17 protein-coding genes and 1 pseudogene are annotated in these 13,640 nt (G+C 71.2%); 9 read left to right on the forward strand and 9 right to left on the reverse strand.

Features of this window, described 5'->3' with window-relative positions; genetic code table 11:
• Window position 1: 1 nt before the first annotated feature.
• The 4 genes from IH26_RS0133600 to IH26_RS0133615 all read right to left on the reverse strand — a co-directional run bounded on the left by IH26_RS0133600 (window position 2) and on the right by IH26_RS0133615 (window position 2,868).
• The gene (locus IH26_RS0133600) at window positions 2-1,168 is read right to left on the reverse strand and encodes a HAMP domain-containing sensor histidine kinase (RefSeq protein ID WP_034216555.1); all 1,167 of its coding nucleotides are present in this window, start codon (window positions 1,166-1,168) and stop codon (window positions 2-4) included.
• A complete protein-coding gene (locus tag IH26_RS58580) occupies window positions 1,153-1,809 on the reverse strand; it encodes a response regulator transcription factor (RefSeq protein ID WP_030440291.1) in 657 nt (218 codons plus the stop codon). Before IH26_RS58580 ends, IH26_RS0133600 begins: the two co-directional genes overlap by 16 nt.
• An 84-nt stretch (window positions 1,810-1,893) precedes the next feature.
• Window positions 1,894-2,568, reverse strand: a complete 675-nt coding sequence (locus IH26_RS54290) for a DUF2306 domain-containing protein (RefSeq protein ID WP_051809094.1) — start codon at window positions 2,566-2,568, stop codon at window positions 1,894-1,896.
• A 105-nt stretch (window positions 2,569-2,673) separates the two neighbouring features.
• Window positions 2,674-2,868, reverse strand: a complete 195-nt coding sequence (locus IH26_RS0133615; RefSeq protein WP_030440293.1) for a hypothetical protein — start codon at window positions 2,866-2,868, stop codon at window positions 2,674-2,676.
• An 857-nt stretch (window positions 2,869-3,725) separates the two neighbouring features.
• Between IH26_RS0133615 and IH26_RS0133625 the strand changes: the two genes are divergently transcribed.
• The 5 genes from IH26_RS0133625 (at window position 3,726) to IH26_RS0133645 (ending at window position 7,307) form a co-directional block, all read left to right on the forward strand.
• Window positions 3,726-4,949 (forward strand): inorganic phosphate transporter, encoded by a 1,224-nt coding sequence (locus tag IH26_RS0133625; RefSeq protein ID WP_030440294.1) that lies wholly within the window; start codon window positions 3,726-3,728, stop codon window positions 4,947-4,949.
• A 12-nt stretch (window positions 4,950-4,961) separates the two neighbouring features.
• Window positions 4,962-5,279, forward strand: coding sequence for a hypothetical protein (locus IH26_RS0133630; protein ID WP_030440295.1), 318 nt, complete (start codon window positions 4,962-4,964; stop codon window positions 5,277-5,279).
• Between the two features lie 12 nt (window positions 5,280-5,291).
• On the forward strand, window positions 5,292-5,609 hold the full coding sequence (locus IH26_RS0133635; RefSeq protein ID WP_030440296.1) for a DUF3349 domain-containing protein: 318 nt from the start codon (window positions 5,292-5,294) through the stop codon (window positions 5,607-5,609).
• Between the two features lie 170 nt (window positions 5,610-5,779).
• The gene (locus IH26_RS0133640; protein ID WP_034216558.1) at window positions 5,780-7,012 is read left to right on the forward strand and encodes an inorganic phosphate transporter; all 1,233 of its coding nucleotides are present in this window, start codon (window positions 5,780-5,782) and stop codon (window positions 7,010-7,012) included.
• Window positions 7,013-7,022: 10 nt separating this feature from the next.
• Window positions 7,023-7,307 carry a hypothetical protein gene (locus IH26_RS0133645; protein WP_030440298.1) on the forward strand — a complete coding sequence of 95 codons (285 nt, stop codon included), beginning with the start codon at window positions 7,023-7,025 and terminating at the stop codon, window positions 7,305-7,307.
• On the opposite strand, the gene IH26_RS0133650 is transcribed toward IH26_RS0133645, so the two are convergent.
• Window positions 7,277-7,576, reverse strand: coding sequence for a glycerophosphodiester phosphodiesterase family protein (locus IH26_RS0133650; protein ID WP_030440299.1), 300 nt, complete (start codon window positions 7,574-7,576; stop codon window positions 7,277-7,279). The two genes, IH26_RS0133645 and IH26_RS0133650, sit on opposite strands and share 31 nt — an antisense overlap.
• Before the next feature lie 197 nt (window positions 7,577-7,773).
• On the opposite strand from IH26_RS0133650, the gene IH26_RS60235 reads away from it, so the two are divergent.
• The 3 genes from IH26_RS60235 to IH26_RS0133665 are packed head-to-tail and all read left to right on the forward strand — an operon-like array spanning window position 7,774 to window position 10,085.
• Entirely contained in the window at window positions 7,774-8,367 is a 594-nt protein-coding gene (locus IH26_RS60235) for a hypothetical protein (protein WP_030440300.1), read from the forward strand.
• The gene (locus tag IH26_RS0133660; protein WP_030440301.1) at window positions 8,368-9,465 is read left to right on the forward strand and encodes a sensor histidine kinase; all 1,098 of its coding nucleotides are present in this window, start codon (window positions 8,368-8,370) and stop codon (window positions 9,463-9,465) included.
• Window positions 9,462-10,085, forward strand: coding sequence for a response regulator transcription factor (locus IH26_RS0133665; RefSeq protein ID WP_030440302.1), 624 nt, complete (start codon window positions 9,462-9,464; stop codon window positions 10,083-10,085). The genes IH26_RS0133660 and IH26_RS0133665 overlap by 4 nt, the downstream gene beginning before the upstream one ends.
• A gap of 53 nt (window positions 10,086-10,138) precedes the next feature.
• Here the strand turns inward: IH26_RS0133665 and IH26_RS60240 are convergent, their stop codons facing one another.
• Window positions 10,139-10,774 carry an RDD family protein gene (locus IH26_RS60240; protein ID WP_157437516.1) on the reverse strand — a complete coding sequence of 212 codons (636 nt, stop codon included), beginning with the start codon at window positions 10,772-10,774 and terminating at the stop codon, window positions 10,139-10,141.
• Window positions 10,775-11,062: 288 nt separating this feature from the next.
• Between IH26_RS60240 and IH26_RS63325 the strand changes: the two are divergent.
• Window positions 11,063-11,259, forward strand: a pseudogene (locus tag IH26_RS63325) (YdeI/OmpD-associated family protein); the annotation flags it as partial.
• A gap of 423 nt (window positions 11,260-11,682) precedes the next feature.
• Here IH26_RS63325 and IH26_RS0133680 read toward each other — a convergent pair.
• The 3 genes from IH26_RS0133680 to IH26_RS0133690 form a co-directional block, all read right to left on the reverse strand.
• Window positions 11,683-12,450, reverse strand: a complete 768-nt coding sequence (locus IH26_RS0133680) for a PH domain-containing protein (RefSeq protein WP_030440305.1) — start codon at window positions 12,448-12,450, stop codon at window positions 11,683-11,685.
• A gap of 20 nt (window positions 12,451-12,470) precedes the next feature.
• A complete protein-coding gene (locus tag IH26_RS0133685; RefSeq protein WP_030440306.1) occupies window positions 12,471-13,019 on the reverse strand; it encodes a hypothetical protein in 549 nt (182 codons plus the stop codon).
• 130 nt (window positions 13,020-13,149) lie between these two features.
• Window positions 13,150-13,395 (reverse strand): alpha/beta fold hydrolase, encoded by a 246-nt coding sequence (locus IH26_RS0133690; protein WP_030440307.1) that lies wholly within the window; start codon window positions 13,393-13,395, stop codon window positions 13,150-13,152.
• Window positions 13,396-13,640: the final 245 nt, after the last annotated feature.

Consider the following 13,640-nt stretch of genomic DNA (forward strand, 5'->3'; position numbering starts at 1 on the left):
CTCAGCCGAGCGGCAAGGTGACTCTAACGGTCAGGCCGCCGTCCGGGCGCGGGTGGGCGGTCACCGCGCCGGCGTGCATCTCGGCGATCGACGCGACGATGGTCAGGCCGAGGCCCAGGCCGCCGTCGGCGGTGCGGCCGTTCAGGCGGTGGAACGGCTCGAACAGGGCGGCCACCTGGTCGGCGGGGACCACCGGGCCGCGGTTGGCCACGGTCACCGAGGCCGTTCGGTCGTCGGCGCCGGTCACCACCCACAGCTCGCCGTCGGGGACGTTGTAGCGGGCCGCGTTCTCCAGCAGGTTCACCACCAGCCGCTCGAGCAGCACCGGGTCGCCGACCGTGGCCGCCGGATCGAGCAGAGCATGCCGCCGTACGCCGTCGGTGCCGGCCGAGTCGAGCGCGTCCTCGGCGACCGTGGCCAGGTCGACCGGCTCGCGGACGGTCAGGCCGCCCTGGTTGCGGGCCAGGGTGAGCAGCGCGGCGATCAGCCGTTCGGTCTGCGCCACCGCGGCCTGCACCTCCCGGCCCATGTCGCGCAGCTCCTCCCGGGTCGGGTCGGGCTTGGCGAGCACCACGTCGACCGCGGTCCGCATCACGGTGAGCGGGGTGCGCAGCTCGTGCCCGGCGTCGGCGATGAACCGGCCCTGGCTCGCGAACGCCGCCTGCAGCCGGGCCAGCATCGCGTCGAACGTGTCGGCCAGTTCGCGCAGTTCGTCGCGGGGGCCGGTGAGCGCGACCCGGGCGTCCAGGTTGTGCTCGGAGGCGGCCCGGGCGGCCGCGGTGATCTGCTTGACCGGGCGCAGCACCCGGCCGGCCACGAACCAGCCGGCCGCGGCGGCGAAGACGGTCACCCCGCCGAGCGCGAGCAACGACGACCGGAGCAGGTTGTCGAGGGTGGCCTGCCGCTGGTCCTTCGCCCCGGCCGCCTTTCCTTCCTGGTAGGCCACCTCGCACTTGTAGCGCAGTTTCGTGTCGGGGCTGCTCTGATAGTCGCGGCACATCGTCAGCAGCTCCTGGCTGCCGCCGGGCTTGCCGGTGTCGTCCGCCTTCGCATACGGAAAACCCGCGACCACGCCGTACGTGATGGCGACCAGCGCGACGCCGCCGGCCAGGAACAGCCCGGTGTACAGCAGCGTCAGCCGGGCGCGGACGGTCAGTCGCGGTCGCACAGCCGGTAACCCCTGCCGACGACGGTACGGATCAGCGGCGGCTCGCCGAGCTTGCGGCGCAGCCGGGTCATCGTCACCGACACGATGTTGCTGAACGGGTCGGCGTTGGCGTCCCAGACGTGTTCCAGCAGTTCCTCCGCGCTCACCAGTCCCCCGTCCGCGGCGGCCAGCATCTCCAGCACGCCGAACTCCTTGCGGGTCAGCGACAGCATCCGGTCGCCGCGGGTGGCCCGGTGCCGCGCCCGGTCGACGGTGAGGTCGCCCAGCCGCACCATCGGCGGCGCCGACGGGGCCCGGCGGCCGAGCGCGCGCACCCGGGCGACCAGCTCGTGGAACGCGAACGGCTTGCCCAGGTAGTCGTCGGCGCCCAGCTCGAGCCCGTCCACCCGATCGTCCACCCCGGACGCCGCGGTCAGCAGCAGGATCCGCGGCGTCCCGCCGGCCAGTCGCCGGCACACCTGGTCGCCGTGCACGGCCGGCAGGTCACGATCCAGAACCACGACGTCGTACGCGGTCTCCGCGGCGGCGGCCAGCGCGGCGGCGCCGTCGTTGACCACGTCGACCGCCAGTCCCGCGTCGCGCAGCCCCTCGCCGATCCGGGCGGCGAGGGTCCGGTGATCCTCGGCCACCAACACCCGCATGGCGACATTGTGCGCCGCGGGAGGTGACATCGGTGCGACACGCTCTCCTCAGGCGACTCCGGCTCCTCAGGCGACTCCGGCTCCTCAGGCGACCCCGGTCAGCGCCGGGGCCGGGCGGCGTTTGCGGACCGCGCCGGTGCCCATCGGGTAGCGCCGGATGATCCACTCGGCGACGATCACGTTGATCACCCAGGCGGCGCCCATCAGGATCGCGCGGGAGATCGTGCCGGTCGGGCCGACCAGCAGGATCCACGGCAGCTGGGTGAGCGCCTGGGTGCCGGCGCCCTGGCCCAGCGCGTACGCCCGGATCATCCAGGCCCGGTGGGCGGCGATGTTCCGCCCGCGGACGGCCACGATCGCCAGCACGATCGCCGCGAACATCGCCGGGGCCACGATCAGCCGCTCGACCTTCACGGCCAGGCCGTCGGGCGGCGGGAACGCGTACGTCAAGGTCATCCAGGCGCCGGTGACCGCGACCGTCAGGCCGGCCGGCACCAGCACCCAGCCGGCCGTGCGGTGCCACCGCGGGTGGCGGCGCCGGAACCGGGGCGCGAACTGGAACGCGCCGGCAAAGCAGTACAGCAGGGCCGCGACGATGTGCAGCACGACCGGCAGCGGCATGGCGTGGAAGCGGGCGTTGCCGGCGGTCACCGGCCCGTTCGAGGCCAAGTCGCTCAGCCGGGCGGCGCCGCCGAGGGACGGGATGACGGTCAGGGCGATCAGGCCGGTCGGGATGAGCCAGCTCCTGCGCGATTTCATGTGGTCGATGCTCCCGGCCGCGGGCGCCGCGCTCATCGGGCTCGTGGCCACGGATTTCTCGGTCCGAAGAACGGCGGGAAAACCGTACTTTCGGCGGAGGCGGTGCTAGAAACGGCCGGTCTGGGCCAGGTGATCCGCGAGCCGCCGCAGCACCCCGGACGCCGCCAGCAGCGCCTCCGCGTCCGCCGGCTCCAGGTGATCCAGCGCGTCGATCGTCGAGTCGCCCCAGGCCTCCTCCCGGCGACCACGCGCGGCCGGGGCCTTCGACGTCGGGTACAGGCGGGCGACCCGGCCGTCCACCTCGTCCCGCCGCTTCGCCAGCAGGCCGTCGGCCTCCAGCAGACGTACGGCGGTGCTGACGTTGTTCGCCTGGACGCCGAGGGGTCCGGCCCGGCGACGACGCGTACGACCGCGACCGGCAGATCTCGAGCGGCCTGCACCAGCGCCGCCCGGCCGCGATCGCGCACTGCGCCGACGTGGTGGCCGCGCTGTCCTACGCCCGCGAGCACGACCTGGAGACAGCCGTACGCGGCGGCGGGCACAGCATGCCCGGTCGACGACGGCCTGGTCATCTCGCTGCGCGGCCTGCGCGCCGTCACCGTCGACCCGGCCCGTGGCCTCCGAAGTCGCGCCGGTCCCCTACCTGAGCATCCAGACCGCCGGCGACGAGGTCTTCCGGCACGGGCTCCGCACGTACGTCAAAGCGGGTTTCGCCGTGGAACTCTCCCCGCGCCTGGTGGACGTCTTGATGCGCGCGCACGGTCGCTCGGCTCGGACATCACCCAGATCGAGGTGCTGGGTCAGGGCGGCGCGATCGGCGACGTGGCCGTGGACGCCACGGCGTATCCGCATCGCGGACGGTCGCGTGGGCGGACTGGTTGGAGGGCGGCCCGCTCTTCGGCCACGCCATCGAGGTCCACCAGACGACCCCGCCGGTCCTCGCGATGTGTGAGGCGGTGCGGAACGCACCCGGCGGACGGCGGATGAACCCGATGGGCTGACGTTTCCCGACCCGTTACCCCAGGTATCCGGGAAACATCAGGGTGTCTGACATTTCGGCGAACGATCCGGGTGCTTCCGCCCAACGGCCGTGGAACATTAAGTGCGCCCTGACCAGGGTCTTCCAGGTCTGACCTTTGCGGCGCGAGGCTGACCCCGTGACACAGTCCACGGTCATTCTCGTCTTGGTGATCGTCACCGCGCTCGGTTTCGACTTCACCAACGGCTTCCACGACACGGCCAACGCGATGGCCACCTCCATCGCCACGGGCGCGCTGCGGCCAAAGGTGGCCGTAGCTCTTTCGGGTGCCCTCAACCTCGTCGGCGCCTTCCTCTCGGTGGAGGTCGCGCTGACCGTGACCAACGCCGTCGTCAAGCTGCAGAACTCGAACGGCACGCCCAAGGCGTCGCTCACCGCGGACGGCGGCGAGGCGCTCCTGCTGATCATCCTGGCCGGCCTGGTCGGCGGGATCATCTGGAACCTGCTGACCTGGCTGCTGGGCCTCCCCTCGTCCTCGTCGCACGCGCTGTTCGGCGGGCTGATCGGGGCGACCGTCGCGGGCCTCGGCTGGGCCGGCGTCAACTGGAACGGCAACGGCACCAAGCTCGACGGCGTGGTCGGCAAGGTGATCCTCCCGGCGGTCCTGTCCCCGGTGATCGCCGGCATCGTGGCCGGCGTCGGCACCTGGCTGATCTACCGGGCCGTGGTCGGCGTGGCGCAGAAGTACACCGACAACGGGTTCCGCTGGGGCCAGATCGGCAGCGCCTCGCTGGTCTCGCTGGCGCACGGCACCAACGACGCACAGAAGACGATGGGCGTCATCACCCTCGCGCTGATCGCCTCCGGCCACTGGACCAGCACCTCGAGCATCCCGTTCTGGGTGAAGGTGTGCTGCGCCCTCGCGATCGCCATGGGCACCTACCTCGGCGGCTGGCGGATCATCCGCACCCTGGGCAAGGGCCTGGTGGAGATCGCGCCGCCGCAGGGCATGGCGGCCGAGTCGGCGTCGGCCGCGGTCATCCTGGCCTCGAGCCACCTCGGCTTCGCGCTCTCCACCACGCACGTCGCGACCGGGTCGATCCTCGGCTCGGGCGTCGGCAAGCCGGGCGCGCAGGTGCGCTGGCGGGTCGCCGGCCGGATGGTCTCGGCCTGGCTGATCACGCTCCCGGCGGCCGCGCTCGTGGGCGCGCTGATGTGGTACCTCGGCGACCTGATCAGCGGCGTCGCCGGCGCGATCGTGATCTTCCTGCTCCTGCTCGGCGCGGCCGGGTACATGTACCTGCGCTCGCGCAAGGAGCCGGTCAGCCACGAGAACGTCAACGACGAATGGGACGAGGTCACCACCCCGTCCGAGCGCGTCCCGGCCGGCTCGGCGAACTGAGGAAAGGCAACCATGGGACACAACCTGCAGTTCACCTTCGAGGCGGCCTGGAAGGTCCTGCTCGCCGGCCTGGTCCTCGGCGCCGGCCTGCCGCTACTGTTCGCGCTGGGGGTCCGCTCCCTCGCCTGGGGCGCCGGCGGCGACGCCGAGACACACGCGGCGGGCTCCGCGGGCCCGAAGGCGCAGCCGATCGGCACGGTGATCGGCTGGCTCCTGTTCGCCGTCGTGCTGGCCGGCATCGCGCTGGGCATCACGTTCATCGTGGCCAGCGGCCTGGGCAAGCAGCTGAGCTTCGAGCACGTCTTCCCGACGATCGTGAACAAGCACTGACAGGAGATCTCGGTGAGCGACAACCGTTCCAATTTCCTGACCCGCAGCATCGAATGGCTGCGGGCCGGCTACCCGACCGGGGTGCCCCGGCAGGACTACGTCGCCCTGCTCGGCGTGCTGCGCCGCAAGCTGACCGAGGACGAGATCCGGCAGATCGCCAAGTCGCTGGCCGAGCAGTCACTGCTCTCCGACGACCCGATCAGCGGCGACGACATCGAGACGATGATCAGCAACTCGATGCTCCAGGAGGCCACTCCGGCGGACGTCGCGCGGGTCTCCGCGCACCTTGCCGCCGGCGGCTGGCCGCTGGTGGACCCGCCGACCGAATGATGAACCTCACATGAACGGCCGGGGCCATGCGCCCCGGACTTCCGCTTTCCGTAGCCAGCTGACTACCTTGCGTAGATCCTCAGTGAACGGCCAGTTAACAGGGATGGAACATCGAAAAGGTGAGATTCATCCTCTGGCAACGGTAGCGTCATCCGGGTGACCATCACGGCGTGACACATGCTTCGGTGATCCTCGCTCTGGTCATCGTGACCGCGCTGGCCTTCGACTTCACCAACGGGTTCCACGACACGGCGAACGCGATGGCGACGACCATCGCGACCAAGGCGCTGAAGCCGCGGGCCGCCGTGGCCCTGTCCGGCGTACTCAATCTGGTCGGTGCTTTTCTGTCGGTGCAGGTCGCGCTCACCGTCACGAACGCGGTCGTCAAGATCCAGAATTCCGACGGTACGCCGAAGGGGTCGCTGACCGCGGGCGGCGGCGAGGCGCTCCTGCTGATCATCCTGGCCGGCCTGGTCGGCGGGATCATCTGGAACCTGCTGACCTGGCTGCTCGGCCTCCCCTCGTCCTCCTCGCACGCGCTGTTCGGCGGCCTGATCGGCGCCACCGTGGCGGGCCTCGGCTGGGCCGGGGTGAAGTGGAACGGCGACGGCTCGAAGCTGGACGGCGTGGTCGGCAAGGTGCTGCTGCCGGCGGTCGTGTCCCCGGTCATCGCGGGGGTGGTCGCCGCCGTCGGCACCTGGGTCATCTTCAAGATCGTGGCCGGGGTCGCCGTCCGCTACACCCGGCAGGGCTTCAAGTGGGGTCAGATCGGCAGCGCCTCGCTGGTCTCGCTGGCGCACGGCACCAACGACGCGCAGAAGACGATGGGCGTCATCACCCTCGCGCTGATCGCCTCCGGCCACTGGGCCGACACCAAGAGCATCCCGCTGTGGGTGAAGGTGGCCTGCGCCGTCGCCATCGCGCTGGGCACCTACCTCGGCGGCTGGCGGATCATCCGTACGCTCGGAAAGGGTTTGGTGGATATCGCCCCCGCCCAGGGGATGGCCGCCCAGTCCGCGTCCGCCGCGGTCATTCTGGCCTCGAGCCACCTCGGCTTCGCGCTCTCCACCACGCACGTCGCGACCGGCTCGGTGCTCGGCTCCGGCGTCGGCCGGCCGGCCGGCGAGGTGCGCTGGCGGGTGGCCGGCCGGATGGTGCTCGCCTGGCTGATCACGCTGCCCGCGGCCGGTCTGGTCGGCGCCGCGATGTGGTGGGTCGGCGACCTGATCGGCGGGCTGGCCGGCGCGCTGGTCGTGTTCCTGATCCTGGTCGCCTCGGCCACGGCGATGTGGCGGCGGTCCCGCCGCGTCCCGGTCGGCGAGCACAACGTCAACGACGACTGGAACCCGGCCGTCGCCGGCGCCGCCGTTCCCGAGCGCGTCGCCGTCACCGCGGCGAACTGAGAGGCACACGATGAGCAACCTGGGTTTCGCCCTCGACGGCGCCTGGCGGGTGCTGCTGGCCGGGCTCGCGCTCGGCGCCGGCCTGCCGATCCTGTTCGCGCTGGGCATCCGCTCGCTGGCCTGGTCCGCCGCCGGCCCGGCGCCGCGCGTGGCGGCCCGGGTGGCGGGGTACGGACTGTTCGCGATCGTGCTGCTCGGGATCGCGCTCGGCATCACCTTCATCGTGGCGACCGGTTTCGGGAAGGCGCTCAGCTTCGAGCACATCTACCCGACGATCGTCGCGAAGAAGCACTGACGCAGCTTGCGGGCCAGGACGCCGATGTCGGCCTGGCCGGTGAACAGGCCGTCGATCCCCGCCTTCAGGAACGTGATCTGCTCGTCGAGCGCCCTGCCGTACGCGTTCGGATCGGTGCCCACCTGGTAGTCGGCCGGCAGGAACTGGTTCTCGGCGCGGAAGGTGTACGGGACCACCTCGAGCCCGGCCGCGTGCGCGTCGGCGACCAGCGGGGTCGGCGTGCCCAGCGTGTTGTCCGCCTTCCGCGGGATGACGTCGGTCGGCCACAAGTTCCTCCAGGGGATTCACCCCCGGCGGCCCTCGCCGGGGGTCCCGCGGCCAGTCGACGGGACCGGGGCGGCGCAGTGGCGAAGGCGACATGGCGATCACGCAAACGGCATGGGAAGCATCTATCGAAGGATCTCGCGCTCTCTTACTGTTGTCACTCGAATGCGGACGGGTACGATTTCGCCGGCTGGAGAGGGCCATGGGATTTCTGGACCGAGTGCTCCCGGGGCGGAACGCGCCCGCGTCCGCGGCCACGCCCCGGCACGCCCTCGAGGCCGACGAGCAGCCGCGCAGCTCCCAGGCGGAACGGCAGGACCCGATCGAGGTACGCATCCCGCCGCTGCAGCCGCCGCCCCCGCCGGCCGCGCCGCGCGTCGACGTGACCCAGCTGCTCGGCCGCAACCTCGCCGACCCGTTCGCCCAGGAGATCTGCCGCGAGTACGCGCTGTTGCCGGCCCTGGGCACCGCTCCCGCCCGGTCGTACCAGTCGCCGTCACTGGGCGTGTCGCTGCTCGCCGACGACTACGGCACGGTGATCAACATCTTCCTGCACTTCCACGGCGATCTGGGTTTCCAGCCGTACGCCGGGTCGATCCCCGGGCGCGGCGGCACGATCCCGAAGCGCAGCAGCTTGTGGGTGGCGCTGGGCCGGCCGGACCAGAGCACCGACCCGAACCGCGACCGGATCAACGAGTACGGCGCCTCCGACCAGTGGCGGTTCCCGACCTTCACGATGCACGCCTTGTACGCTCTCGACAACGAGGACCTGCTGAGGCTGACGTTGAGGCACTGAATGTCGCTGTTGCCCGCTCTCTGGGACGAACCGCGCGCGCCGGGCGCGCCGCCGCGGAACTGGCGTGATGGGGCGCTGGCCGGCACCTTCTGCGCCCTGGCAGTCGTCGAGGGCCTGACCCGGCCCGATCTGCCCGGCGGCGCGGTCGCGGTCGTCCTGGTCGTCCTGCTCGCGCCGACGCTGCTCTGGCGGCGCAGTCACCCGTTGCTGATGGTCGCCATCGCGTTCCCGGCAACCTTCGTCGCCCCGTTCCTCACCGGCGGGGTCCCGCCCGAGGCGCGGTCGCTCGCCTTCCTGATCCTGCTGCCGTACTCGTTGCTGCGCTGGGGTTCCGGCCGTTCGATCGCCGCCGGCATCGCGATCATGGTGGCCAAGATCGTGGCGTCGGTGGCGGCCGGTCAGATGACGGCCGGGACCGCGCTCGCCGGGGCGGCGGTGACCTTCGCGGTCGCGGCGCTGGGCGTGGCGATGCGCTACCGGGCCGCCGCCCGGCGACGGGAGCTCGACCAGGTGCGGCTGGTGGAGCGGGAGCGGCTCGCCCGCGACCTGCACGACACGGTCGCCCACCACGTGAGCGCGATGGCGATCCGCGCCCAGGCCGGGCTCGCGATGGCCGGCAGCGATCCCACGGCCGCCACCGACGCGCTGAAGGTGATCGAGGCCGAGGCGGCAAAGGCTTTGACCGAGATGCGTACGGTCGTGGCCGCGCTCCGCAGCGACGACCCCGTGCCGCTGCTGGCCTTCGCGGGCGGGCACCCGCCGGTCGACCTGGATGTCACCGGTGACCTGAACACGCTCGCGCCCGCGGTCGGCGCGGCGGTCTTCCGGCTCGCGCAGGAGGCGGTCACCAACGCCCGCCGACACGCCAGGGACGCGACCCGGATCGAGGTGCGGGTGGCCACCGACGACGAGGCGGTGCACCTGCGGGTGACCGACGACGGGTCGCCGGCCGAGGAGCCGCCGGCCGGCCGGGGCTTCGGGCTGGCCGGGATGCGGGAGCGGGCAGAGCTGCTCGGCGGGGTCTGCACGGCCGGGCCCGACCCCGGCCGCGGGTGGAGCGTCACCGCCACCCTGCCGCGCACCGGGCCGGCGTCGTGACCCTGCGCGTGCTGGTCGCCGACGACCAGGAGATCGTCCGCACCGGGCTGGCCATGCTGCTGAACTCGCGCCCGGGCATCGAGGTGGTCGCGGTCGCCGCGGACGGTCAGGAGGCGGTGGACCTGGCCCAGGCCGTACGGCCGGATGTCTGTCTGCTCGATATCCGCATGCCGGTGCTGGACGGCATCGAGGCGACCCGCCGCCTGCACCCGATCCCGGTCGTCGTGATCACCACCTTCGACCTGGACGAGCACGTCTTCGCGGCGCTGCAGGCGGGCGCCCGAGGTTTCCTGCTCAAGGAGGCCGGCGCCGAACTGCTCGACCAGGCGGTCCGCGCGGCCGCCTCGGGCGACGCGCTCATCGCGCCGAGCATCACCGCGCGGCTGCTCGGCACGTTCGCCACCGGGAAGGCGCGCCGCCGGCCGCTCGAGCCGCTCACCGACCGCGAGGAGGAGGTGCTCGCCGTGGTCGCCCGCGGCCGCACCAACCAGGAGATCGCCGCCGAGCTGTACATCAGCCTCAGCACGGTGAAGACCCACATCGCCAGCCTGATGATCAAGCTGCCGGCCCGGAACCGGGTCGAGATCGCGATGTGGGCCTACGAGAACGGCCGCGCCTGACCTCTGGGCGGCCGCGTCTCTTGGCGGCCGCGCCTCTTGGCGGCCGCGCCGTTCTAGAGATAGCGGACGATCGAATTGGCCATCCGATCGTGCAGTGTGCGTTGTCGATCACCGAAGCACATGAACGAATCCACCCAGAAATAGATGCCTAACGTGAATACGTTCAGAACCCACCCGAGCAGTCCTTTGATGCAGAATTCGCGCAGCGCCATCCGGCCCCAGTCGAACGCCGAACCGGTGTTCGCGTCGGCGACCACGTGGCCGAGCAGTTTCTTCGCCGGTGTCTGCCCGTCCGACCAGGTGAACATCGACCAGACAAGCCAGCCGATCCACAATGTCACCACCGCGAGCAGGCCGTCGAGCAGCATCGCGCCGAACCGCCCGCCGGCCGAGACCAGCGCCGGGCCGGCCGCCTGCGGATATGCCGCCGGAACCGGCTGGGGTTGCCGCATGGCGGGCGCGGTGGGTTGATACGGCTGGACGGCCTGGCCCGGCAGATAGGCGGGACTGACGGGATTGCCGTAGGTATGCGGAGCCACGCCGCCCGGGCTGCCGTAAGCCTGCGGCGGTGCCGAATACGTCGGCCCGTGCTGATGTGTCGGCTGACCGTACGCCTGCTGGTGGCCCGAAATCGGGGGTTGGCCGTTGGCGTGCGGTGGATTCGGGAATCCGGCAGGCGTCTCACTCACCGAAGGCTTACCTCTCCGCTATTACCAAGATGGAAAGCCCAGGCTCGACGAAATCCGGAGGGCCGTCAATCATTCGGACGGGTGCCTCGTTCCGGTTAAGGCCGGACACCGGGCGGCCTCGGGGTTTGTCGGCGCAAGGCGAGCAGCCGACCGCGACCCTGAAGTCCTCCTCGTCGCCGTGGCGCTCGCCGACCATGGCGTCGGCTTCATGGCGTCCCGTTGTCCGCCGTTGTCCGTTATGAAGCGCCGACGCGACGGCAGCCTGCGCCGCGCCGGTGATCCCTGCCGACGCCATGGATCAGTCCGACGCCACGCCGGCCCCGCAGCGCGTGGTCGCGGCACAACGCCGATCACGTCGGCGGGCTACGGCCAAAGGACGGATACTGCCCGCTGGCCGAGATGCGGTGGCGTCGGCGAAGGCGGACGGGCGGTGGGCGGCGGCCTACGCCTCGCCCTCGGAGGCCGAGGCGTCCGCCGACCTGCTGACCGGCGATCAACCGACCAAGCCGTCGCACAGCATGACGCCGACGGGGTCTTCTCGCACACGCTCATGCCGATGTGCGGGCGTCCGGCCGCCTACCGCGGCTGGCCGGCCGAACGCGACCACAGCTCCCTTTCCCTGCGGCTTTGCTCTGCTCACCTATACGCACCGAAATCGAGCGGGCGTTCGATTTCGGTGCGTATAGGTGGGCAGAGCAAAGGCAGGCGGACGTGTCCGGAGGTCGGTTGCGGTACAGGGCCCGCCGCCGAGGTCAAGCGTAAGGGGCCAGGGGCTGCGAGTTGTACGGAGAGCGTCTTCAGCTGCCGCTGAGAAGGCGGGTTCCGCATTTGGCCTACGTCTGGGCACTTCGCTTGTGGCCTCGTGTTCGTGCGTGGGCCGGCCGGCGGTTGCGGTCCAGGTGCGCGTGTCAACGACCGATGGTCGGGATCGTGTCCTGGATCAGGTGGCGCAGGCCGGGGATTGTGCCGATCTCGGTGCGGGTCTCGGGCACTGCGATGCAGCGGCGGATCGTGACCGCCAGCAACGCCGGGTCGATCTCCAGTTTGCCGGCCGGCAGGCGAAAAGGGAGCCGGAATCCGGTGGCGCTGACCTCGTACGCGGTGAGGGTGAAGTGGTGTCCCCACTTTCCAGGTGGTTTCGGATAGCCCGCGACCAGGGCGTCCCAGGCAACCGTGCGGGTTCGCCACGGCCGGTGGACGGTGATGCCCGTGGCGTCCAGCTCGAGGCGAGGCCGGCCGGTGAACAGCGGCGGCACGACCACGGCCAGGAAGACCAACCCGATTGCCACACAGAGCAGCAGGTAGACCCCGCCGTGCCGCAGCCGTATCTGGTCCGTGCCCAGCACGCGGTAGGTGGGCAGGACGGCGCCGAGCCACACGCCGATGATCACCTCGGTGCCGGCGACCACGGCGGAGGCGGGTGCGACCAACGCCCGGCGCACCGGGTCGACCTGCCAGGTGGGCTGCCGTCGTGGAACGCTTCTCGTGAGCAGCCGGTATACCGCCAGGGGCAGCGCCACGCTGAACAGCAGCCCTGACAACTGGGCGAGCTGACCGGCGACCAGGCCGGGCAGGCGCCACGACAGCGGGATCAGCCACAGCATGACGGCCACCTTGAACCCGGCGGCCAAGGCGCACAGCGGCAGAGCCAGCAGCCGGGCCGAGCGTAGCGACATGGCGCACAGCAGACGGACGGTCACCGTGACGGCTGGGGTGGGTAGCCCGCCTGCGCGGCGTAGTGCTGCGCCGCGGCCTGCTGGGCAGCCACTGCCTGGCTCGCGAAGTTCTCATGCGCGCGGGTGAATCGGACGGCCCGGCCGTCATCGGTCACCACGCCTCCGGCGATGCTCGGGCGAGTACCGCTCCCGGCGACGATGACTCCACCGACGAGCAGCACGACGCCGACCAGCGCCCCGACATGGGCTGGCCTGCTCAGCAGTTGCACACTGGCGAACCACAGCAACACGCCGGCGATGAGGCTGGCCCAGCCGATCAGGGTCCTGGTGACCTCTTCCTTCTTGCAGCGAGCGCAGAACGGCCACGCCGGTGATACCACCGTCTTGCGGGTCACCGCCATCACCACGACGTAGACGATCACGCCTATCAGGATCAGCCAACGCGAGGTGTGGGAAACGAACCGGACCTTCGTCCTCTCGACGGCCGGTTCACCGTGGCGTGCACATACCGTCGGTATTCCCCAACCCGCGGCTACGAAATTCGCCGGGACGTACACCTCGACCGACACCACATTCTCCCTGCTCCCATCGATGATGGCGCCATGATCCACTGCCCAGCGGCGCCGAGCAAGACGCAAGGGCAGAAGGGCTGCCGGTGCCGTCGGAGACCAAGGTTCTGCAGGCCCAGCGGATGGCCGTTCATGCCGTCGCTCGTCCTCGTCCGCGCGTTGTCTCGGCAAGGAAGTCGACGATCACGGCGGCCAGTTCGGGGGCGTCAACCGCCGTGCCGTGATTGCCCGGCACGTCGACGCGGGTCGCCTGCGGCAACAGCGCCGCCAGGTCATCCGCAGTGGCCTTGCGCTCGTCGTCGGCGCCAAGCGCGACCAGCACCGGCATGGCGATCCGCCGCAATTCGTCGTCGGTGGTGGGCGCGAGCGAACCCATCAGCCGATCAAGGCTGCCCTATCGTGGCCCGCCCCGCGCAGCCACTCCTCGGTCCGCGCTTCCCGCGACCCGGGCGCAGAACTGCCCGCTCCGGCGAAGATCCGGCGCACCATGTCCGCAGCTCCGCCGCCTCCGCCGCGAAGCTGGCGCGCTCATCTGCCGCAACGCGTGAAGGCCGGGGCTGACCTATTTCGGGGGAGAGATGGGCGTCGCCGTGCGAAGATCCGCGGCATGACGTCAGCGAG

Origin of the sequence: Actinoplanes subtropicus (assembly GCF_000721705.1) — a bacterium.
Taxonomy (GTDB): domain Bacteria; phylum Actinomycetota; class Actinomycetes; order Mycobacteriales; family Micromonosporaceae; genus Actinoplanes; species Actinoplanes subtropicus.